At 63.1% G+C, this 22489-nt stretch carries 18 protein-coding genes and 1 riboswitch; of the genes, 11 read left to right on the forward strand and 7 right to left on the reverse strand.

Features of this window, described 5'->3' with window-relative positions; genetic code table 11:
- Positions 1-61: 61 nt before the first annotated feature.
- Positions 62-1390 carry a DNA polymerase IV gene (locus tag NKI06_RS02995; protein WP_352983951.1) on the forward strand — a complete coding sequence of 443 codons (1329 nt, stop codon included), beginning with the start codon at positions 62-64 and terminating at the stop codon, positions 1388-1390.
- A gap of 6 nt (positions 1391-1396) precedes the next feature.
- Here the strand turns inward: NKI06_RS02995 and NKI06_RS03000 are convergent, their stop codons facing one another.
- Entirely contained in the window at positions 1397-1903 is a 507-nt protein-coding gene (locus NKI06_RS03000) for a hypothetical protein (protein ID WP_352983954.1), read from the reverse strand.
- 183 nt (positions 1904-2086) lie between these two features.
- Between NKI06_RS03000 and NKI06_RS03005 the strand changes: the two genes are divergently transcribed.
- Complete coding sequence (locus tag NKI06_RS03005; RefSeq protein WP_023729857.1) at positions 2087-2968, forward strand: DMT family transporter; 882 nt, start codon at positions 2087-2089, stop codon at positions 2966-2968.
- A 7-nt stretch (positions 2969-2975) separates the two neighbouring features.
- Here the strand turns inward: NKI06_RS03005 and NKI06_RS03010 are convergent, their stop codons facing one another.
- The 4 genes from NKI06_RS03010 to NKI06_RS03025 form a co-directional block, all read right to left on the reverse strand.
- Entirely contained in the window at positions 2976-3779 is an 804-nt protein-coding gene (locus tag NKI06_RS03010) for a potassium channel family protein (RefSeq protein WP_023667582.1), read from the reverse strand.
- Between the two features lie 153 nt (positions 3780-3932).
- Positions 3933-4331: a nuclear transport factor 2 family protein gene (locus tag NKI06_RS03015; RefSeq protein WP_352983956.1), complete on the reverse strand. Its 399-nt coding sequence runs from the start codon at positions 4329-4331 to the stop codon at positions 3933-3935.
- 169 nt (positions 4332-4500) lie between these two features.
- Complete coding sequence (dnaE, locus tag NKI06_RS03020; RefSeq protein ID WP_352983959.1) at positions 4501-8028, reverse strand: DNA polymerase III subunit alpha; 3528 nt, start codon at positions 8026-8028, stop codon at positions 4501-4503.
- Between the two features lie 260 nt (positions 8029-8288).
- Positions 8289-10301: an acetyl-CoA carboxylase biotin carboxylase subunit gene (locus NKI06_RS03025; RefSeq protein WP_352983962.1), complete on the reverse strand. Its 2013-nt coding sequence runs from the start codon at positions 10299-10301 to the stop codon at positions 8289-8291.
- A 236-nt stretch (positions 10302-10537) separates the two neighbouring features.
- Between NKI06_RS03025 and NKI06_RS03030 the strand changes: the two genes are divergently transcribed.
- The 6 genes from NKI06_RS03030 to NKI06_RS03055 all read left to right on the forward strand — a co-directional run bounded on the left by NKI06_RS03030 (position 10538) and on the right by NKI06_RS03055 (position 15414).
- On the forward strand, positions 10538-11665 hold the full coding sequence (locus NKI06_RS03030; RefSeq protein ID WP_352983964.1) for an S-(hydroxymethyl)glutathione dehydrogenase/class III alcohol dehydrogenase: 1128 nt from the start codon (positions 10538-10540) through the stop codon (positions 11663-11665).
- A 122-nt stretch (positions 11666-11787) separates the two neighbouring features.
- Positions 11788-12357: an S-(hydroxymethyl)glutathione synthase gene (gene gfa, locus NKI06_RS03035; RefSeq protein ID WP_023725716.1), complete on the forward strand. Its 570-nt coding sequence runs from the start codon at positions 11788-11790 to the stop codon at positions 12355-12357.
- A 64-nt stretch (positions 12358-12421) separates the two neighbouring features.
- Positions 12422-12895, forward strand: coding sequence for a YaiI/YqxD family protein (locus tag NKI06_RS03040; RefSeq protein ID WP_023695438.1), 474 nt, complete (start codon positions 12422-12424; stop codon positions 12893-12895).
- Between the two features lie 21 nt (positions 12896-12916).
- Entirely contained in the window at positions 12917-13609 is a 693-nt protein-coding gene (locus NKI06_RS03045; protein ID WP_352983968.1) for a DUF1345 domain-containing protein, read from the forward strand.
- A 136-nt stretch (positions 13610-13745) separates the two neighbouring features.
- Complete coding sequence (locus tag NKI06_RS03050; RefSeq protein WP_352983971.1) at positions 13746-14621, forward strand: cytochrome b/b6 domain-containing protein; 876 nt, start codon at positions 13746-13748, stop codon at positions 14619-14621.
- Between the two features lies 1 nt (position 14622).
- Positions 14623-15414, forward strand: a complete 792-nt coding sequence (locus NKI06_RS03055; RefSeq protein ID WP_352983974.1) for a molybdopterin-binding protein — start codon at positions 14623-14625, stop codon at positions 15412-15414.
- Between the two features lie 152 nt (positions 15415-15566).
- Here NKI06_RS03055 and NKI06_RS03060 read toward each other — a convergent pair whose 3' ends face one another.
- Positions 15567-16568: a hypothetical protein gene (locus NKI06_RS03060; protein WP_352983976.1), complete on the reverse strand. Its 1002-nt coding sequence runs from the start codon at positions 16566-16568 to the stop codon at positions 15567-15569.
- Between the two features lie 198 nt (positions 16569-16766).
- Positions 16767-16853: riboswitch (glycine riboswitch) on the forward strand.
- Positions 16854-17002: 149 nt separating this feature from the next.
- Here NKI06_RS03060 and gcvT point away from each other — a divergent pair.
- Genes gcvT through gcvP form a run of 3 tightly spaced genes read left to right on the forward strand, consistent with a single transcriptional unit; the run spans position 17003 to position 21305 of the window.
- Entirely contained in the window at positions 17003-18103 is a 1101-nt protein-coding gene (gene gcvT, locus NKI06_RS03065; RefSeq protein ID WP_352983978.1) for a glycine cleavage system aminomethyltransferase GcvT, read from the forward strand.
- A gap of 5 nt (positions 18104-18108) precedes the next feature.
- A complete protein-coding gene (gene gcvH, locus NKI06_RS03070; RefSeq protein ID WP_023688297.1) occupies positions 18109-18477 on the forward strand; it encodes a glycine cleavage system protein GcvH in 369 nt (122 codons plus the stop codon).
- Between the two features lie 17 nt (positions 18478-18494).
- A complete protein-coding gene (gcvP, locus tag NKI06_RS03075) occupies positions 18495-21305 on the forward strand; it encodes an aminomethyl-transferring glycine dehydrogenase (protein ID WP_352983980.1) in 2811 nt (936 codons plus the stop codon).
- Between the two features lie 12 nt (positions 21306-21317).
- Here the strand turns inward: gcvP and NKI06_RS03080 are convergent, their stop codons facing one another.
- Positions 21318-22481: a GGDEF domain-containing protein gene (locus NKI06_RS03080; protein ID WP_352511665.1), complete on the reverse strand. Its 1164-nt coding sequence runs from the start codon at positions 22479-22481 to the stop codon at positions 21318-21320.
- Positions 22482-22489 lie beyond the last annotated feature (8 nt).

A 22489-nucleotide genomic window follows, 5' to 3' on the forward strand; every position in this document is an offset into this window, starting at 1 on the left:
TCTCCCGGCTAACCGCTTGTGGCGGCTTCCGTCCTGACGTACCATTGCATCTGTTCTCTTTATGTTCGCAGCGATGGCGGCCCCTGTCAACAATCCCGAGCACGGTTTTTGCCGCGACTGCCTGACCCTTCAGCGCAGCGATACCAGGCGCTGTGAGCGTTGCGGCAGCCCTCGACTCACCCGCCATCCCGAGCTCTACCAGCTGCATCTGGCGCATATCGATTGCGACGCCTTCTATGCGGCGATCGAAAAGCGCGACAATCCGGCGCTGAAGGACAAGCCGCTGATCATCGGCGGCGGCAAGCGCGGCGTCGTCTCCACCGCCTGCTACATCGCCCGCATCAAGGGGGTGCGCTCGGCAATGCCGATGTTCAAGGCGCTCGAAGCCTGTCCGGAAGCGGTTGTCATCCCGCCCAATATGGAGAAATACGTCCGCGTCGGCCGCGAGGTCCGCGCGCTGATGCAGGCGCTGACGCCGCTGGTCGAACCGCTCTCCATCGACGAGGCGTTTCTCGACCTCGCCGGCACCGAGCGCCTGCACGGCATGCCGCCGGCGGTGGTGCTGGCGCGCTTTGCGCAGACCGTCGAAAAGGAAATCGGCATCACCGTTTCGGCCGGCCTTTCCTACTGCAAGTTCCTGGCCAAGGTTGCCTCCGATTTCCGCAAGCCGCGCGGCTTTTCGGTGATCGGCGAAGCCGAGGCGCTGGGTTTCCTGGCCGAACAGCCGGTGACGTTGATCTGGGGCGTCGGCAAGGCTTTTGCCGTAACGCTCGAACGCGACGGCATGCGCAGCATCGCCCAGTTGCAGCGCATGGAGCGCGCCGATCTGATGCGCCGCTATGGCGTGATAGGCACCCGGCTCTACCATCTCTCGCGCGGCCAGGACGACCGCCGTGTCGATCCCGACCAGAATGCGAAAAGTGTGTCGGCCGAAACCACTTTCGACACCGACATAGCTGAAATGGGCGAACTGGTTCCAGTGCTGAGGGGATTGTCGGAAAGGGTCTCGGCGCGGCTGAAGAAGTCAGGCATTGCCGGGCGCACCGTGGTGCTGAAGCTGAAGACGCAGGATTTCAAGCTGCGCACCCGCAACCGCCAGCTCGGCGACCCGACAAGGCTGGCCGACCGTATTTTCCAGACCGGGCTCGAGCTTTTGCGCAAGGAGGCGGACGGGACAAAGTACCGGCTGCTCGGCATCGGTGTCAGCGATCTATCGGATGACGAGAAAGCCGATCCGCCCGATCTCGTCGACGTCGGCTCGCGCAAGCGCGCCATGGCCGAAAGCGCCATCGATACGCTGCGCGACAAGTTCGGCAAGAAGGCGGTGGAAACCGGCTACACCTTCGGCAAAGGCCGCAACGCCAACCCGCCGGAGCCGATCGAGGGGTGAGACGGCTTAGATACGCTTGAGATCGATGCGGCTCGTCACCACGTTGTTGCCGGTTTTCGGATCGACGTCGGTAACGGTCAACCGCATTCCGTCGCCGCTGGTTTTCTCGACCGTCAACCGCGCCTTGCGATCGCCATTGACCTCCGCCGCCCAGCGAATGCCGAGACTGATCGCGGTGCCGGAGCGGCTGCCGGCGAGCTGTGCCGGCCCGGTGCGCGACCCGACATAGACGCCAGTATACTTCGCCCCGCGGGCCTTCAGATTGGCGCTGATGGCGCGCGTCACCACGACAAGACCACGGCAATTGCCGTCAAGCGACAATGAACTCGAGGTCGCGTCGGAATTGAAGGTGCAGGACACATTCACCGTCGGTGCGTCGGTGGTGACCTTGACTGTCCCATTGCCGGAGAAATTCCCTTGCAAGGAGCTGAGAAAATTCGCCTCGTCGGCATCGGCCGTGGCGCTTGCAGTTAGCAGGCAGCCGGCTAGCAGAAACCGCGCGAATGATTTCATCGGAATCTCTCCCCCGTTGATGTTGAAGAAACGATGCGTGCAGCAATTGGCCAATACCGGGAACCAACGCCTGCCGTTGCGTCAGGTTCCACTTCCAGCATGGCTGTTTTGCAACGGGTCTGGCCCAGTCGAATGCGTCGCCTAACGGTTGCGATAGAAGTCCCGGCTTGCGACATAGCGCCTATGGCACCTTCCCCATCGATCCCCAAAGCCGCGTTCTGGATGGCGCTGTCGATCGCCTCGTTCCTGGCGATGTCGGTCGCCGGCCGCGCCACGACCGCGGAGCTCAACGTGTTCCAGGTGCTGGAACTGCGCTCGGTGATCGGCTTTTTCATCCTGCTGCCGCTGGTGATTGTGAGCGGCGGCTTTGCGGCGATGCGCACGCAGCGCCCCGTCGCCCATCTCGCCCGCAATGTCATCCACTATACCGGCCAGGCGGCATGGCTTTACGCATTGACACTGATCCCGCTGGCCGTGCTGATTTCGATCGAATTCACGACGCCGATCTGGACGGCCCTGCTGGCGGTGGCCTTCCTCGGCGAAAGGCTCTCCCGACCCAAGCTGGCGGCGATCGCGCTGGGGCTGATCGGCGTGGTGATCATCGTGCGGCCCGGCGTTGGCGCCGTCGATCCGGGGCACCTGATCGTGCTCGGCGCCGCTGTCTGCTTCGGCATTTCGGTGGTCATGGTCAAGTCGCTGACACGCACCGACAGCGTCGTGCGCATCATCTTCTGGATGCTGATCATCCAGTCGGTGGTCGGCCTGATCCCGGCGCTTTATGAATGGCGCAACCCACCGCTCGAACTCTGGCCATGGATCCTGCTGATTGCCTTCACCGGCATGTCGTCGCATTTCTGCATGGCGCGTGCCCTCACCTATGCCGACGCTACGGTGGTTTCACCGATGGATTTCCTGCGCGTGCCACTGTCGGCGCTGATCGGCTGGCTGCTCTACAGCGAACAGATCGACATCTTTACAGCCGGCGGCGCCCTGCTGATCCTGATGGGCAACCTGCTCAACCTGCAGCGCAAGGCGCCAAAGCCGGCCGAGGTCGCGGCCTCGTAGCGGTCGGTCAATTCCCCTCATCCGGTATGTTGAGGAGATGCCCGCAGGCCTTGCAGTGCACGGCGTCCGGCTCATGCCGTTGCAGTCCGCACTGCGGACAGGGAAAGAACACCTTGGCGGGTCGAAAAATCGCGGTCGCCAGTCTGACGAACAGCGAGATGCCGATGATCATGGTGACGATTGCGGTCAGCTTGCCGGCAATTCCCGGCAGCACGATGTCGCCGAAACCGGTCGTCGTCACCGTGGCAACGGTGAAATAAAGCGCATCGACATAGTTTTCGAGGCCGGCGCCGGAGCGGAAGAAGAAGGTGTAGACGAAACCGGTGATGACGAAGAGAAACGTCAAAAGGTTGATGACCGCCTGGCTCGCCTCGCGCCATGGCCTTAGCCCGCGCATCTCGAAATGCCGCCACAGCGAGCCGCTGCGCGACAGCGACCACAGCCGCAGGATGCGCAGGAACGCCAGATTTGCCAGCGCCGTCGGCATCAGCAGCGTCAGAAGGATGAAGACATCGACCCAGGATGTCGGCTGTTTCATCAGCCGCAGCATGTCGTTGGAGGCTAACAGCCGGGCAATCAGGTCGGCGGCGACCAATGCGGCGACGGTATAGTCGAGCCACAGGAATGACGGCTTGTCCTGGAGCACCGGCGTGGCAACGAAGAAGGCGATGATGGCGAGGTCGATGATGACCGCCACCAGCTGAAACCGGAACGCCGCCGGCGTGCGTCCGTGATAGAGCTTGCGCAGCCGGTCACGCAGCCGCGCCATCGCTGAGCTTTGCTGCAATCCGTCCTTCTCGGCTGCTTTCATCACCAAGTGCGTAACTGTCCCAGCCGGGGCCGTCTAGAGCATGATCCCAAAAAGTGGGTGCCGGTTTTTGGAAAAGATCATGCTCCAACAAAGGGTTAGATCATGATGAGATTTCAACCAAATCTCATCATGATCTAGTGGCCCCGGTGACCGTCAGCCCTCCACCACCTTGCCGTCCGGCCCGAGGAGGCGCCAGGCCGAGGCGGTGTCGTAGACGAACCGCTCCTCCGCAATCCGGTCACCACGCCAGCGCTGCAGGGCCACCTCTTCCAGCCGGCGCACGGTGCCGGCCTTGTCGACACGGTCGAAGGTCCAGCGGATGGCGACATTGTCGCCATCGACCAGGAATGTCTGGACAGGATGGGTGTGCATCTTCTCGATCCGGTCGAGTGCTGCCTGCTCATGCGCCATCAGTGTTTCCTTGCCGCGCCGCGGGACGCCGAGATTTTCCTGCATGGTGGCATCGTCATGGTAGAAGTCGGCGATCGCTTTGACGTGGCTGCCTTCGACCACCTCCTTGAGGAAGGCTTCGACGCGTTCGCGGCTGGGCATGATTGTGCGTTCCTGTGAAGTTTCTGCTCAACGCATGTGGTTCAAAGGAAGGTCAGGTCAACCACGCCCCGCACGCTGGCCCTATCGGCTGCAATGTCAGGCCCAGAGCATCTTTATGCCGTCATGCACTGGCCGACGTCGATGGGATTGCCGTGTATATCAGCGCAGCCTAGACGAGCTCGACTTCGACCACACCCGGCACCGCGCGCATGGCCGACGCGATCTGCGGCGAGATGCGGTAGCGGTTGGGCAATTCGATCTCGATCTCGCCCTGCGCCTCTTCTTTGATGACGATAATGCTTACCTGACTTTCCCCACGCTGGGTAAGCTGCGATTGAATCGCCGACGCAGGCCCGTCATTTCGAACGAAGATGCGCAGCGCCTTCTGGATACGGCTGGCCTCATCCTCCAGCGACTGCACCGTCTGGATGCGCAGATTGACCCCTTCGGGCCTATCCTCGGCCGAAACGGTGATCACCACCGAACGTCCGGGCTCGAGCAGATCGCGATACTGCGCCAACCCTTCCGAAAACAGCACGGCTTCATATTGGCCAGATGTGTCGGAAAAGGCGATGACGCCCATCTTGTTGCCGGTTCGGGTCTTGCGCTCCTGCTTGGTGGTGACGGTGCCGGCGAGCCGGCCCGCGGCGGCACCGCGTTTGACCGCAGCCGAGAACTCGCCCCAGTTCTGCACGCGCATCTTCTGCAGGGCCGCCTTGTACTCGTCGAGCGGATGCGCCGAAAGATAGAAGCCGACGACCTGGAATTCACGGTGCAGCCGGTCGGCGGCAAGCCACGGATCGGTCTGCGGCAAATTGAGCGCCTGCTGCTGCGCGCCGAGCGACGCGCCGAAAATGTCGTGCTGGCCCGAAATGGCATTCTGCTGCGCCAGCGAAGCCAGCCCCATCATCCGTTCGACGCCGGCCATCATCTGGGCGCGGTCGTGGCCGAAGCAGTCGAGCGCGCCGGCCATGATCAGGCTTTCGAAGACGCGCTTGCCGACGATCTTGGGATCGACCCTTTCACAGAAATCGGCGAGATTCTTGAACGGCTTTTCGCCGCGCATGGCGACGATGTGCTCGACCGCAGCGTCGCCGACGCCCTTGAGGGCCGCCAGCGAATAGTAAATGCGGTTCTCGCCGACCTCGAAATTGCGGAAGCTGGTCATCACCGACGGCGCCACCACCTCGATGCCGAGACGCAGCGCATCCTGGCGGAAATCGGCGAGTTTGTCGGTATTGCCCATGTCGAGCGTCATCGACGCCGCCAGGAACTCGACGGGGTAATGCGCCTTGAGATAGGCGGTCTGGTAGGACACGACGGCGTAGGCGGCCGCGTGCGATTTGTTGAAGCCGTAGTCGGCGAACTTGGCCAGAAGGTCGAAGATGAAGTCGGCCTGCGGCTTGCCGACGCCGCGTTCGACCGCACCGGTGACGAAACGCTCGCGCTGCTTGTCCATTTCGGCGCGGATCTTCTTGCCCATCGCGCGACGCAGCAGATCGGCTTCGCCGAGCGAATAGCCCGACAGTTCCTGCGCGATCTGCATCACCTGTTCCTGGTAGACGATGACGCCTTGCGTCTCCTTCACCAGATGGTCGATCTTGGGATGGATCGATGCCATCTCCTCTTCGCCATGCTTTCTGGCGTTGTAGGTCGGGATGTTCTCCATCGGGCCGGGACGGTAGAGCGCCACCAGCGCGATGATGTCCTCAATGCAGTCGGGCCGCATGCCGATCAGCGCCTTGCGCATGCCGGCACTTTCCACCTGGAACACACCGACCACTTCGCCGCGCGACAGCATGGCGTAGGTTTCAGGATCGTCGAGCGGGATCGTCGCCAGGTCGATCTCGATGCCGCGCCGGCGGATCAGCTTCACCGCCGTCTCCAGCACCGTCAGCGTCTTCAGGCCGAGGAAGTCGAATTTTACGAGCCCGGCCTGCTCGACATATTTCATGTTGAACTGGGTGACCGGCATGTCGGAGCGCGGATCGCGGTACATCGGCACCAGTTCCGACAAGGGCCGGTCGCCGATGACGATGCCGGCGGCGTGCGTCGAAGCGTGGCGGTAGAGCCCTTCCAGCTTTTGCGCCATATCGAGCAGCGTCTGCACGATCGGCTCCTTCTCGGCCTCCTCGGCAAAGCGCGGCTCGTTGGCGATGGCATCCGCCAGCTTGACCGGATTGGCCGGGTTCTGCGGCACCATTTTGGAGAGCTTGTCGACTTGGCCGTAAGGCATTTGCAGCACGCGGCCGACGTCGCGCAGCACCGCGCGCGCCTGCAGCGTACCGAAGGTGATGATTTGTCCCACCTGGTCGCGGCCATATTTCTGCTGGACGTAGCGGATGACCTCTTCGCGCCGATCCTGGCAGAAGTCGATGTCGAAGTCGGGCATCGACACGCGGTCCGGATTGAGGAAGCGCTCGAACAGCAGCGAGAAGCGCAGCGGATCGATATCGGTGATGGTGGTGGAGTAAGCGACCAGCGATCCGGCGCCCGAACCACGGCCCGGCCCGACCGGAATGCCTTGCGCCTTCGCCCATTTGATGAAGTCGGCCACGATCAGGAAGTAACCGGGAAATTTCATCTTCTCGATGATGGAGAGCTCGAAATCGAGCCGCTCGCGGTATTGTTCGACCGTGTAGCCGGCGGTGGGTCCATGCGCCGCCAGCCGGGCGTCGAGACCTTCATGGGCCTGCCGGCGCAGTTCATCGGCCTCCGCTTTCAGCGCCACCTCATTGTCGGCGACATCGCCGCCGGTAAAGCGTGGCAGGATCGGATTGCGGGTCTTGGGATAATAGGAACAGCGCAGCGCGATCTCGACGGTGTTGTCGACCGCTTCCGGCAGGTCGGCGAACAGCCGCGCCATATCCGCCTGGCTGCGCAGGAAATTGTCCGAAGTCAGCCGGCGACGGTTGTCGGCGGCAACCACCGAACCCTCGGCAATGGCGATCAGAGCATCATGCGCGTCATAGTCGTCGCGGGCGGCGAAGAACGCCTCATTCGTGGCGACCAGCGGCAGATCATGGATATAGGCAAGGTCGACCGATGATTTCTCGATAGCGCGGTCATAACCGGAAACACGGTCCAGCTCGACATAGAGCCGGTCGCCGAACAGCGCCTTGAGTGCCAGAAGCCGCGTCTCGGCAAGATCTCGGCGATCCTCCTTCAGCGCCCGGCCGATCGGGCCGCGCGGCCCGCCGCTGAGGCAGATCAGGCCATCGCTATGGCCTTCCAGCATTGCTGACGTCAGATGCACGGGCTCGCCCGGCGGCGTCTCCAGATAGACCTGGCTGACCAGCCTGACGAGGTTGCTGTAGCCGGCCTCGGTGGCGGCGAGCAGCACCACGGCGTGCATCTCCGGACCATGGCGGCGGCGGTCGCGCTGCGCGTCGCTGGTCTCGCCGGAAAAGGCGAGATCGATCTGGCAACCGATAATCGGCTGGATGCCTTCCTTCACCGCCTTCTGGGCAAATTCCAGCGCGCCGAACAGATTGTTTGTGTCGGTGACTGCGATTGCCGGGCACTCGTCCTTGACTGCATGACCGACAACGGCGGCGACCTGCAAGGCGCCCTCGAGCAGCGAATACGCCGAATGCACGCGCAGATGGATGAACGGCCGCGCCGGCGCCTCCGGGCGCGCAGCAGCGAGCGCTGCTTCGCGCCTCAGGGGATCGCGTGGAAGTTTGTCATCCGCCATGATGTTTCAAATTGCTCGAAGGGCTTTGAGTCGATGGAGATGTATTGTCCCGGACCGGGCGATGCCAGTCCAGCACAAATGACCACCGACCACAGGCTTCCGTACCCAGCCGCACGGCTCAGAGATTGTTCGAAATTCGCTCTGGCGAGTCATATGATGGTGGTTCCGAGAACCGGAGCGCAGCGGCCATTGGTCCGTGAGCACGGGAAGCGCAGAAACCACCTTCAGATGGCCGCCGGAGTAGAATTTCCAAACAATCTCTAGGCGAACTCCATGATCACCGCATCGACAGCCAGGCTGTCACCCGGCTTGGCGTTGAGCTTCGACACGACAAGATCGCGGTCGGCGCGCAGCACGTTTTCCATCTTCATCGCCTCGACCACGGCCAGCGTCTCGCCGGCCTTGACCTCCTGCCCCTCGGCAACCGCGATCGACACGACCAGGCCCGGCATCGGGCAAAGCAGCATCTTGGACGTGTCCGGCGCCACCTTCTCCGGCATCAGCCTTTCCAGCTCCGCCGTTCGCGGCAGCATGGCGCGCGCCGTCACCGACATGCCCTTCCAGGCGATGCGCAGGCCGTTCGGCAGCGGCCTGATCTGCGCCGTGACCTTGCGGGCACCGACAGTGCCGCGCCAGATGAGGTCGCCCGGCCGCCAGTCGGACGCCACGGTCAGCGCTTTGCCGCCATCGACCGACAGATCGATTTCCATCGGAATGGAGATCATGCCCTCGATGATCGAAGCCTGGAGATAGTCGTCGCCGAGCTTCACCACCCAATCGCGCTTGAGTGCGCCCGAATGCGGCGCCAGCCGCCCGCCCAGCCGGTCAAGCCGATCGCGGCGCAGAAGCTCGACCGCGGTGGCGATCGCCGCCAGCACTGCCTTTTCAGCGCCATTGGGCACGATCGGCGCGAAGCCGTCAGGATATTCCTCGGCGATGAAGCCCGTCGATATCCGCCCCTCGCGCCAGCGCGGATGCTGCATCAGCGCCGCCAGGAACGGGATGTTGTGCTCGATGCCGTCGACGACGAAACTGTCCAGCGCTTCCGACATGGCATCGATGGCCTCGATACGCGTGGGCGCCCAGGTGCAGAGTTTTGCCACCATCGGATCATAGAACATCGAAATCTCGGAGCCTTCGGTGACGCCGGTGTCGTTGCGGATGAAGACATCGCCGAACTTGCCCTCCTCCGGCGGCCGGTAGCGCGTCAACCGGCCGATCGAGGGCAGGAAATTGCGATAGGGATCCTCGGCATAGAGCCGGCTTTCCACCGCCCAGCCGTTCAGCTTGACGTCGCTCTGCTCGATCGCCAGCTTCTCGCCGGCGGCGACACGGATCATCTGCTCGACCAGGTCGATGCCGGTAACAAGCTCCGTCACCGGATGCTCGACCTGCAATCGTGTATTCATTTCAAGGAAATAGAAGTTCTTTTCAGCATCGACGATGAACTCGACGGTGCCGGCGCTCTGGTAGTCGACCGCCTTGGCCAGCGCCACGGCCTGCTCGCCCATGGCCTTGCGCGTCCTGGCATCGAGGAATGGCGACGGCGCCTCTTCCGCAACCTTCTGGTTCCGGCGCTGGATCGAGCATTCGCGCTCGCCGAGATAGAGGGCGGTGCCATGCGCGTCGGCCAGCACCTGGATTTCGATATGACGCGGATCGACGACGAACTTTTCGATGAAGACTCGGTCGTCGCCGAACGAGCTTTTCGCCTCCGAGCGCGCCCGGTCGAAGCCGTCGCGCACTTCCGACTGGCTCCAGGCAATGCGCATGCCTTTACCGCCGCCGCCGGCCGAGGCCTTGATCATCACGGGATAACCGATCTCGCCGGCGATCTTTTCGGCATGGTCGGCATTTTCGATGACACCAAGCCAGCCGGGAACCGTCGACACCTCAGCGGCCTTGGCGAACTTCTTCGATTCGATCTTGTCGCCCATCGCCTTGATAGCCTTGGGTTTCGGACCGATGAAGACAATGCCCTCAGCCTCAAGCGCTTCGCAGAAGGCGGCCCGCTCCGACAGAAAACCGTAGCCGGGATGCACGGCCTGCGCGCCCGTCTCCTTGCAGGCAGCGATGATCTTTTCAGGCAGAAGATAGCTTTGCGCGGCAGGCGATGGCCCGATATGCACGGCTTCGTCGGCCATTTCGACGTGCACGGCGTCGCGATCGGCGTCGGAATAGACCGCTACGGTGGCAATCCCCATCCTGCGCGCCGTCTTGATGACGCGGCAAGCAATCTCGCCGCGATTGGCGATCAGGATTTTCGTGAACATCGAAGGCGTTTCCTCGGTCTTTCGTCCTTCTTATGGGCTTCGGCAGCCGGGCTCAAGCACCGCCGGCAGCGCACCATCAAGACACTCCCTGCCCGCCAGGGCCGTGCCGAGGGGCGAAGGTTGGGCTCGCCGACGACTGGGCCAAGATTTGCGCCATATTTGGTCGCCAAATCGGGTTGAAACAGTATAAAAACCCTGAAAGCCTGAAGACCAATCGCCTTGGGAGGAATTGCCTAATGAAAACCCGCGCCGCTGTCGCTGTCGCCGCCGGAAAGCCGTTGGAAATCATGGAGGTCGACCTCGACGGACCGCGCGAAGGCGAGGTGCTGGTCGAGATCAAGGCGACCGGCATCTGCCACACCGACGAGTTCACCCTGTCGGGCGCCGATCCCGAAGGCCTGTTTCCGGCAATCCTCGGCCATGAAGGCGCTGGCGTTGTCGTCGATGTCGGCAAGGGCGTCACCTCGGTCAAGAAGGGCGACCACGTCATCCCGCTCTACACGCCGGAATGCCGGCAGTGCCCATCCTGCCTGTCGCGCAAGACCAATTTGTGCACCGCCATCCGCGCCACGCAGGGCCAAGGCTTGATGCCCGATGGCTCCTCGCGCTTCTCGATCGGCAAGGACAAGATCTTCCACTATATGGGCTGCTCGACCTTCTCCAATTTCACCGTTTTGCCCGAGATCGCCGTCGCCAAGGTCAACCCGGACGCGCCCTTCGACAAAATCTGCTACATTGGTTGCGGCGTCACCACCGGCATCGGCGCGGTCATCAACACCGCGAAGGTCGAGCAAGGCGCGACTGCTGTCGTCTTTGGTCTCGGTGGCATCGGCCTCAACGTCATCCAGGGCCTGAAGCTCGCCGGCGCTGACATGATCATCGGTGTCGACCTCAACAACGACAAGAAGGCATGGGGCGAGCGCTTCGGCATGACGCATTTCGTCAACCCGAAGGAGATCGACGGCGACATCGTCCCTCACCTCGTCAACCTGACCAAGCGCGGCGCCGACCAGATCGGCGGCGCCGACTACACATTCGACTGCACCGGCAATACCAAGGTGATGCGCCAGGCACTGGAAGCCTCGCATCGCGGCTGGGGCAAGTCGGTCGTCATCGGCGTTGCCGGCGCCGGCCAGGAGATTTCGACCCGGCCGTTCCAGCTGGTCACCGGCCGCACCTGGATGGGCACCGCCTTCGGCGGCGCGCGCGGCCGCACTGACGTGCCAAAAATCGTCGACTGGTACATGGACGGCAAGATCCAGATCGACCCGATGATCACCCATTTGCTGAAGCTTGACGACATCAACAAGGGCTTCGACCTCATGCATGAGGGCAAGTCGATCAGGAGCGTCGTCGTTTACTAAATGCGATCAGCAAAAGTGGCGCCCGGTTTTGCGTCCGATCGCACACCAAACGGAGGAAGAACAAGCCGCCGACCGAAGGGCCAGCGACCGAAGTTGCACAGGTTCAACAAGGGAGGAAGACAATGCCTGAGAAACTGCATCCCAAAATCGACAATGGCTTGCCAAAGGAGAGCGCAAGCTTTGCCGGCGGCACGCTGGTCTGCGCCTGCACCAGCAAGCCGGTGAAGGTGACGGTCAAGGGCCAGATCGCCCACAACCACGCCTGCGGCTGCACCAAATGCTGGAAACCGGACGGCGCGGTGTTCTCGGTCGTGGCGGTCGCCGGCACCGGCGACGTCACAGTCACCGAAAACGGCGACAAGCTGAAAGTGGTCGACCCCTCGGCACTTATCCAGCGTCACGCCTGCACCGGCTGCGGTGTCCATATGCACGGACCGGTCGAGCGCGACCATCCGTTCAAGGGTCTGTCCTTCATCCATCCCGAGCGCTTCCAGGAAGACGGCTGGTCACCGCCGGGCTTCACCGCTTTCGTTTCGTCGATCATCGAATCCGGTGTCGACCCCAAGCGCATGGACGGCATCCGCGGCCAGTTGAAGTCGATGGGCCTCGAGCCCTATGACTGTCTCAATCCCGGCCTGATGGATTACATAGCCACCTGGACGGCGAAGAAGTCGGGCGCGCTGCCGGCCTGACGGTACGAGATTTCTGGCATGGGGCCGGGTAACATGCCGGCCCCATGTCCGTTTTGGAGAGATAATGCCCGCACCCGCCATCTACGTCGACGCCGACGCCTGCCCGGTGAAAGCCGAGGTCGAGAAGGTCGCCGAGCGCCATGGCGTGGTCGTCACCTACGTCTCCAATGGCGGGCTGCGTCCGTCGCGCGATCCGATGATTCGCAACGTCGTCGTCTCTAAAAGCGCCGATGCCGCTGACGATTGGATCGTCGAGAACGCAAAACCCAACGACATCGTGATCACCGCCGACATCCCGCTTGCCGCTCGCACCGTGGCGCTCGGCGCGCATGTGCTTGGGCCAACCGGCCGGCCGTTCACGCCGGAGACCATCGGCATGGCGGTTGCAATGCGCGATTTGAAGCAGCATCTGCGCGAAACCGGCGAGAGCAAGGGCTACAATGCCAGCTTTGCGCCACAGGATCGCTCGCGTTTCCTGGGTGAGCTCGACCGTATCTTGCGGCGGGCTCTGAAATCCGTCACACCCGACCAGACGTGAAGCATCATCCGAGGTCGGGCTATGGCCGACACATCGCCGAATAACCCCTTGCAGCGGCACAAGCAGTTCTTTGTGTCGCTAGCCGTCGGTCTGGTCGTATTTGCCGCGGTATTGCCTTTGATTGGATCGCTCCCCGTCTCCACGCGGCTTGCCTATTCGATCTCGATTGCCGCCGATTCCTTCTTCGTCGTCTTCATCGCGCTCGTCATCGCCAAGATGCCGCTGCTGTCCGGCCGCTATCTCAGCAAGAACGCGCGCGAACTGGACCTCCCAGTGCTGGGCATCTTTGCCATCACGCTCGGCATCGTCGCCATGGCCATTGTCCTGCTGTTCCTTTTGATCAATCACAAGGATCGCGACCCCATCGAACTCGGCTTCGCCATGCTGTCGATCCCGCTTGGCTGGTTCACCATCCATGCCATGGCCGCCCTCCACTATGCGCATGTCTACTGGATGGACGGCGACGCGATCGATGCCGAAACCAAGAAGAAGATACCGGTCGGCGGCCTCGATTTTCCCGGCAACAAACGGCCGGACGGTTGGGACTTTCTCTATTTCGCGACGGTGATCGGCATGACCGCGCAGACCGCCGACACCGCGATCACGACCTCGCATATGCGCCGCGTGGTGCTTGTCCATTCGATCCTGTCGTTCTTCTTCAACGCCGTCATCGTCGCCGCCGTCGTCAATCTCGCGGTGAGCCTCGGCAATTGAGTATCCGTGCCCGCGATAAATCCGTGCCCGTAATAAAAACGTGACCGCATGAAACATCGCTTTCGATAGCGACGTATTGGGAGGACAAGGACGAGCGCGGCCATCCCAGGATCGCGCAGCCGGAGGCGAGGAAAAGATGGAAACCATTACCATGAGTCAGCCCGGCGCAGGCGTCGATGCCGCCTCAACGAAGGATGCGACGCTGATCTACCGGCAATCGCGCTGGACCCGCCTGACGCACTGGCTGTGGGCGATCTCGCTGTTCTTCATGCTTTTGTCCGGCCTGCAGATCTTCAATGCCCGGCCGCAGCTCTACATCGGCAAGCAATCCGGCTTCGAGTACAACAACACCGTCTTTGCCATCGGCGCCGAAAACACCGCCACCGGCCCGCGCGGCTATACCGAAATCTTCGGACATCGCTTCGACACCACAGGCGTGCTCGGCTGGTCGGGCCCGGCCGGGCAGCAAACGTCGCGTGCCTTCCCGTCCTGGGCGACAATCCCGTCCTATTACGATCTCGGCACCGCCCGCGTCGTGCATTTCTTCTTCGCCTGGATACTGACAACCACCTTGGTCGTCTGGCTGGTCGCCAGCCTGGTCAACGGCCATCTGCGCCGCGATCTGGCGCCGCGCCTTGACGATCTCAAGCGGCTGCCGCAGGACATCATCGAGCACGCCAAGCTCAGGTTCCACCACACACGCGAATACAACACGCTGCAGAAAATGGCCTATGGCGGCGTACTGTTCGTGCTGTTGCCACTCATGATCATCACCGGCCTTGCCATGTCGCCGAGCATGAACTCGGTGCTGCCCTGGCTCAACGAACTGCTCGGCGGAAGGCAGACGGCGCGCACCATCCATTTCACGGTGATGGTGCTGCTGGTCGGCTTTTTCATCGTCCATATGATGATGATCCTCGCCGCCGGCCCGATCAACGAACTGCGCTCGATCATCACCGGCTGGTACCGCACCGATCCGCCAAGGCATGGCCACACCGAGAGGAGTGCGTGAGATGGCCAAATTCCAGATCAGCCGCCGAAAGTTCCTGACGGGCGCCGGCCTCGGCGTTTCCGGCATCATGTTGTCGGGCTGCGATGCCTTCGACAGCCAGCTCGGCATGGGTGACGGCCTGCGCAGTTTCCTCGAAAACGCCAATGGCCTGACCTACCGCGCGCAACGCTGGCTTGCCGGCCGCGATGCTCTGGCGCCGGAATTCACCGAGGCCGACATCCGCCAGCCGCAGCGGCCGAACGGCGTCACCGCGCCCGAGGATGACACCTACAAGGGCCTGCTCGCCAACAATTTCGCCGACTGGCGGCTGGAGGTAACGGGCCTGGTCGAAAAGCCGCTGTCGCTCAGCCGCGAGCAGTTGGAGAACATGCCGAGCCGCACGCAGATCACCCGCCACGACTGTGTCGAAGGCTGGAGCTGCATCGCCAAATGGACCGGCACCCCGCTGTCGCTGGTGCTCGACCAGGCTGTGGTCAAGCCGCAGGCCAGCTATGTCATGTTCCACTGCCTCGACACGATCGATCGTAGCCTCTCCGGGGAAATCAAATATTATGGCACCATCGACCTGATCGATGCCCGTCACCCGCAGACGATCCTCGCCTACGGCCTCAACGGCAAGCCGCTGCCGGTCGAAAACGGCGCGCCGCTGCGCGTGCGCGTCGAACGACAGCTCGGCTACAAGATGCCGAAGTATCTCTACAAGATCGAGCTCGTCGACAGTTTTGGCAATATCGGCGGCGGCCGCGGCGGCTATTGGGAAGACAATGGCTATGACTGGTATGGCGGGATTTGATAGGCCTCGCATTCTGACCGAGCACGATCTGACTCCGACCGAACCGAGCTTGCCTGAGGAAGCCGGTTTCGAGCGCGTGGCCGAACTTGGCGATTGGCCTGAAGACACTCCAATATCGTCCTCTGCAAAACGGTCGCAGAAAACGGCGCGGCTTAAGCAACCTTGTCGAGCAGCGGCTTGAGCGCCGGATGTATCTCGGGCGAGGCGAGTTTGATCAGCGTCAGCAGCGCGCGTTCATTGTCACGCAGCGGGCGGTCGGTGCCGATGCGATCGGCCAGCCATTTCGCCTCGCTGGCGTCGATCGTCTCGGCGCGGCGCGCGAGTGCCTCGGCGGCACGGTTCTTCGACTCCCATTCGGCCTCGATATCGCCGGGCGAACGATAGGCTTCCATGATGCCGGCCAGTCCGCCCGAGACCATGCGGCTGAAGAAGCCGCCGATCTCGGGCTCGGCCTGGTCCAAGAAGCTGTCACGGCGCAGCGCCACATCGCGCGTCGGCGCTTCGTAGCCGGCCGAACACATGACGAAATTGGCGAGCGCCTTGACGAACAACTCGTTCCAGGACGGGTCGTTGTGGGCCGCTGCGGTCTGCTCGTTGATCTGGAACAGCACCTCGGCCTCAACCCGTGTGATGGCGATGTTACCGTCGCCGCCATAGGCATGGAGAATGCGGCGCAACAGATCGACCTCGGCCTTGGCGACCAGCCCGGGAACCAGCGCGCCGCCGAGCATCAGTGGTCCCTTGCCGTCGACCACCGCGTTGGCGACCTGCTCGAGCGCATAGGCGGAGAGCCGGCCGGGCGATGATTTCGCCCTTTCCAGCACATGCACCAGCAGCTCCAGTTGGGTCACACTGTCGACCATTCCGTCGCGCGAGATGGTCTGTATCAGCCTAGCGGCATTGTCTTCAGAGATATAGCCTGCCGGCTTTTCCTGGTGGACGATGTAGTCGGTAACGGCCTCGACGAAGAATTCAGGCCATTGCGGGCATTTGTCCGTCGCTGTCGCATCGAGCGCGAACAGTGCTTCAGCCTCGCCGCGCGTCACCACGCCGTCGGCGAACACTTCGCGACGCAGCATGACGACATCTTCCGCCGTGATGCGGTCCTTCGAGGCCAGCCCCGCCACCGGCACGCTCCCGATCCGTTCGCCCATCTGTCAATCCCCATCCGCCGTGCCCAACGCAATTGCCGGCCAAACTATCAGCCCAGAATATCGGCATTGTCTTGAAAAACCGGCAAACGGCTTGGTTAGCGAAGACTGTAAAGACGACGCGCTTTACGGTCTCTGGCAGGTGACAAGGTGTCGCCGACAAGCTATGGATGGCGCGTCGAGGGCTCAAGTTTTGAGTCCTACCTGTTTGCGGGAGAGAGCAGCGCGAGCTGCCGCCGAAGGGGAAATCGCCCGAAATCTCTCAGGCAAAAGAACCGTAGACGGGAAAGACACTCTGGAAAGTCGGGGCTTGCCCCCGCGCCGAAGGTGTAAGCGTCGCCGACAGAGTTCCGGTTGCGCGAGTCTCTCAGGCTTCAGACAGAGGGGCACGGACTGGTCGCCAGCAGCGGCCGATTGCGTGCGACTCTGGAGATGACATGACGGGCGACGACACCAAACACCTTCCTCTCGAAGATCTGCACACCGCCGCCGGCGCACGCTTTGGCGCCTTTGCGGGCTGGTCGATGCCGCTGACCTATCCGGCCGGCGTGATGAAGGAGCACCTTCACACCCGCGAACATGCCGGCCTGTTCGACATTTCGCATATGAAGCTGTTCGCTGTCAGCGGACCGGGCGCTGCGGCACTGCTCAACCGCGCCAGTCCGCTCGATGCCGGCGCGCTTGAGATTTCACAGTCCAAATATACTTTCTTCCTCAACGAGGCCGCCGGGATCATCGACGATCTGATCGTCACCCGGCTCGGCGCCGAGCGCTTCATGGTGGTCGCCAACGCCGGGAATGCGGTCGAGGACGAGAAGCATTTGCGTGCGCTGGCCGCGGACTTCGACGTCAAAGTCGATGCGCTCGACCGCGTCTTCCTGGCGATCCAGGGGCCGGAAGCCTGGGCTGCCTTGTCCCGCGCCGGCATCGAGACCGGCTCACTCTTGTTCATGCATGGCATCGAGCCGAAGCAAAACTGGTTCATGAGCCGCTCCGGCTACACCGGCGAGGACGGCTTCGAGATCGGCCTGCCGGAGGCGGATGCGCGCGCTCTGGTCACGAAACTGCTCGAGGACGAGCGTGTGTTGTGGATCGGCCTTGCTGCCCGCGACTCGCTGCGGTTGGAGGCCGGCCTGTGCCTGCACGGCCAGGACATCACGCCGGAGATCGATCCGGCCAGTGCCGGCCTGATGTGGGCGATCCCCAAAGATCTCCGCGCCGGCGGGTCCTTCATCGGCGCCGATGCGCTGCGGTCCATCCTGGAGCGCGGGCCGTCGCAAAAGCGCGTCGGCCTGAAGCCGGACGGCCGCCAGCCGGTGCGCGCCGGCGCTGCTTTGTTCGATGCCGACGGCGATCCGGCCGGCTACGTGACATCAGGCGGCTTCGGCCCGTCGGCCGGCCATCCCGTCGCCATGGGCTATGTGTCAACGGCCTTGGCCAAGCCGGGCACGAAACTGTTCGCCGACGTTCGCGGGACGAAAATCCCGGTCGATATCAGTTCCTTGCCCTTCACTCCTCATCGCTACCGCAAAGGATAATTCCGATGGCAAAAACCTATTTCACACAAGATCACGAATGGCTGAGCGTCGAGGGAGGCATCGCCACCGTCGGGATAACCGACTATGCGCAGGAACAGCTTGGCGATCTCGTCTTCGTCGAACTGCCTCAAATCGGCACCAAGCTCAGCAAGGGCGACACCGCCGTGGTCGTCGAATCCGTCAAGGCGGCCTCCGATGTCTATGCGCCGGTTGATGGCGAGATCACCGACGCGAACGGCGCGCTGTCCTCGGACCCGTCGCTGGTCAACTCCGCTGCGACCGGCGACGGCTGGCTGTGGAAGATGAAGCTCGCCGACGAAGGCCAACTCGCAGGCCTCATGGATGAGGCCGCCTACAAAGCCCATATCGGTTGACATCAGGACCTATTGCCATGAACGCAGCACTTACCCCCTTCTCGGCCCGCCACATCGGTCCTGATGTAAACGACGTCAGAGCCATGCTTGCCGTGATCGGCGTTCCCTCCGTCGAGACGCTGATTAGCCAGGCCGTGCCGCAGTCGATCCGCCTCGATCTGCCGCTGACCCTTCCCGCGCCGGCGAGCGAAGCCGAAGCGCTGGCCGAATTGTCGGCGATCATGGCAAAAAACACGGTGCTGAAGAGCTTCATCGGCGCCGGCTATCACGGCGTCCACGTGCCGCCGGTCATCCAGCGCAACCTGTTCGAGAACCCGGCCTGGTACACCGCCTATACGCCCTACCAGGCCGAGATCAGCCAGGGCCGCTTGGAAATGCTGTTCAACTTCCAGACCCTGGTCACCGAATTGACCGGCCTGCCGGTGGCTTCGGCTTCCCTGCTCGACGAAGCGACGGCGGTGGCCGAAGCGGTCGGCATCGCGCTGCGCCATCATCGCGACAAGCGCACCAAGGTGGCGCTGGCCGGCACGCCGCATCCGCAGACGCTGGACGTCGTGCGCACCCGCGCCGAGCCGCTCGGCATCGAGATCGATGGCGAGACCATCGACGACAACACCGCCGCCCTGCTGGTCTCCTGGCCGGACACGTTTGGCGTCTATGGCGACCACAAGGCGGCGATCGAGAAGGCTCGCGCCACCGGCGCCGTGGTCGTCTTCATTGCCGATCCGCTTGCGCTCACGCTGACCGAAGCGCCGGCCAGGCTTGGCGCCGACATCGCCGTCGGCCCGATGCAGCGCTTTGGCGTGCCGATGGGCTTTGGCGGCCCGCACGCCGCCTATTGCGCCGTCTCCGACAAGCTGACCCGGCTGATGCCCGGCCGCCTCGTCGGCCAGTCGATCGACAGCAAGGGCCGTCCCGGCTATCGCCTCGCCCTGCAGACGCGCGAACAGCATATCCGCCGCGACAAGGCGACCTCCAACATCTGCACCGCGCAGGCGCTGCTTGCCAACATGGCGACCGCATACGCGATCTGGCACGGGCCCAGTGGTTTGCAGGCGATCGCAGCCCGAATTCATGAGCTCGCCAACGGCCTCGCAGCAGGCCTGAAAACCGCTGGTGTTTCCGTGCTCGGCTCAAGCCGTTTCGACACGGTGACGGCCGAAGTGAAGGGCAAGGCAGCTTCGATCGCCGCTGCCGCTGAAAAAGGTGGCCGGCTGCTGCGCGTCATCGATGCCGACTGCATCAGCATCGCCTTCGACGAAACCTCGACCGAGGCGGATCTCGAGGCTATCGCCGCCCTGTTCGGCGCCAAGTCCGGCGCTACTGAGGCCGGCGCGATGCCCGGCAAGCCGCGCGGCAAGGAGTTTCTGACCCAGCCGGTTTTCCGCGAAAACCACTCCGAGACCGACATGATGCGCCTGCTGCGCAGGCTAGCCGACAAGGATTTGGCGCTCGACCGCACCATGATCCCGTTGGGCTCCTGCACCATGAAGCTCAACGCGGCGGCCGAAATGATGCCGGTCAGCTGGCCTGCTGTCGCCAACCTGCATCCCTTCGCGCCGGCCAGCCATTCGGCCGGGTATCGCGCTATGGTCGGCGAGCTGGAAGGCTGGCTGGCGGAGATCACCGGCTTCGACGCCGTCAGCCTGCAGCCCAATGCCGGCAGCCAAGGCGAATATGCCGGTCTGCTCGCCATCCGCGCCTATCATCGCGCGCGCGGTGAAGGCCATCGCATCATCTGCCTGATCCCCCAGTCCGCGCATGGCACCAATCCGGCGAGTGCGGCGATGGCCGGCATGAGCGTCGTCGTCGTGCGTTGCCTGGAGGACGGCAATATCGACATGGACGATATGCGAGCCAAGGCCAACGAGCATTCTAAGAATCTCGCAGCTCTGATGTTCACCTATCCCTCGACGCACGGCGTCTACGAGGAAGGCGCGCGCCACCTGTGCGCTCTCATTCACGAACATGGCGGCCAGGTCTATTTCGACGGCGCCAACCTTAACGCGCTGGTCGCCCTGGCGCGGCCCGCAGACATCGGCGCCGATGTCTGCCACATGAACCTGCACAAGACCTTCTGCATCCCGCATGGCGGCGGCGGTCCGGGCGTCGGTCCGATCGGCGTCAGGGCGCATCTGAAACCCTATCTGCCGGGTCATGTCACGGAGGGCTCGGCGCATGCCGTGTCCGCTGCCCCGTTCGGCAGCGCTTCCATCCTGCCGATCACCTGGATGTACATCCGCATGATGGGGGCCGCCGGCCTGAAGCAGGCGACGGAGACGGCGATCATCTCGGCCAATTATGTGGCGACGCGGCTCGCGCCGCACTTCCCGCTTCTCTACAAAGGCAGGCACGATCGCATCGCGCATGAATGCATCCTCGACACGCGCGTCCTCAAGGAGAGCGCCGGCATCAGCGTCGACGATATCGCCAAGCGGCTGATCGATTACGGTTTTCACGCGCCGACCATGTCGTTCCCTGTCGCCGGCACGCTGATGGTCGAGCCCACCGAGTCCGAGCCCAAGCGCGAACTCGACCGGTTCTGCGAGGCGATGATCGCCATCGCCGGCGAGGCAGCGAAAGTGGCGAAGGGCGAATGGCCGATCGAGGACAACCCGCTGGTCAATGCCCCGCACACGGCGGCCGAAACCGTTGCCGGCCAGTGGACCCACCCCTATTCGCGGCTGGAAGCGGCCTACCCCGCCGGCGATGTCGATACAGCGGCCAAATACTGGCCGCCGGTCTCGCGCATCGACAATGTCGCCGGCGACCGCAACCTCGTCTGCTCCTGCCCGCCGCTGTCGGAATATCTCGGCGCCGCCGAATAACACTCTGGCCTGTCAGGCTGAGCGCAGGGCCGGTCCGTCGGCTTTGCCGTTGAGGACAAGCACGCGATTTCGCCCCTCGTTCTTGGCCGCGTAGAGCGCCCGGTCGGCCTCGGCCAGCACTTCATCCAGGCTGCTGCCGTCTTCCTTGCCAAAGCCAATGCCGCCGCTGACGCTGCTGCGCAACGGCCCGCGCGGCGTCGGCACCACTTCCGTGCCGAAGGCGACGCCGATCCTGCTGGCGAGATCGTAGGCCTTGTCTTCGGTCATCCGAGACATGACCAACGCGAACTCCTCGCCGCCCAGCCGGAAGGCGTCGACGCCAACCCTGTCATACTTCTTGATGACTGCGGCGAAACGGCAGAGCACCCGATCGCCGACGGGATGGCCATAGACATCGTTGGTTCGCTTGAAGTGGTCGAGGTCGAACATGGCGACCGACATGAACGGGCCGAAGACGCGCTCGCGATAGAGCGAGTTTAAAGCCCGCCGGTTCATCAGACCGGTCAACGGGTCGGTCAGGGTCTCGGCCTTCAGTTCGATCTGTGCCTGCAGATGATGCAGCGACAGCGTCAGCGCGCCGAGAGCCGTCATGCAGGCGACCGCCACGACCGAATTCAACCGCTCGGCCCAATTGTCGGGTGCGACGCCGAGCACCCACTGGCCCTTGACCAGAAGCACGGCGCCGCAGAGCCCGAAGGATACGCCGCAGACGCCGCTTAGCGCCGAAACGACCAGCAGAATGCCGCGATCCTGACCGCCCTTGATCCAGAACATCACCCCGATCGAGGCGAGCAGCACTGTTACCGTCGTATAGGTGAGGATGAAGCCGACACCATCGAAACCGAGATAGGTCACGCCGGCGCAGACAGCGATCGCGAGCATGGCCGGCAGGACAGCGCGGCTGTAATTGCGCACACCAAGATATTGCATGGCCGAAAGTGAAAGCGCCAGGAAACCGAGGCTGAGCAGCGCCAACGCTGCCTGACAAAGCAACGGACTGGGCTCCCTCGTGTAGCGCCAGAAGACGATGACGTGGGCGACAAGGACGAGAATGCCGCACGCAACCGTCAGCACGAAGCGTGCACGCGGCGCCGTGAACCAGATCACAAACATGGTGACGCTCAGGCATGTGCCCGACAGCGCAGCCGCCAGCAATAGCGAACTGAAATCCAGCATGGATGAGC

It is taken from the genome of Mesorhizobium sp. M0772 (genome assembly GCF_040320135.1).
Lineage (GTDB): Bacteria > Pseudomonadota > Alphaproteobacteria > Rhizobiales > Rhizobiaceae > Mesorhizobium.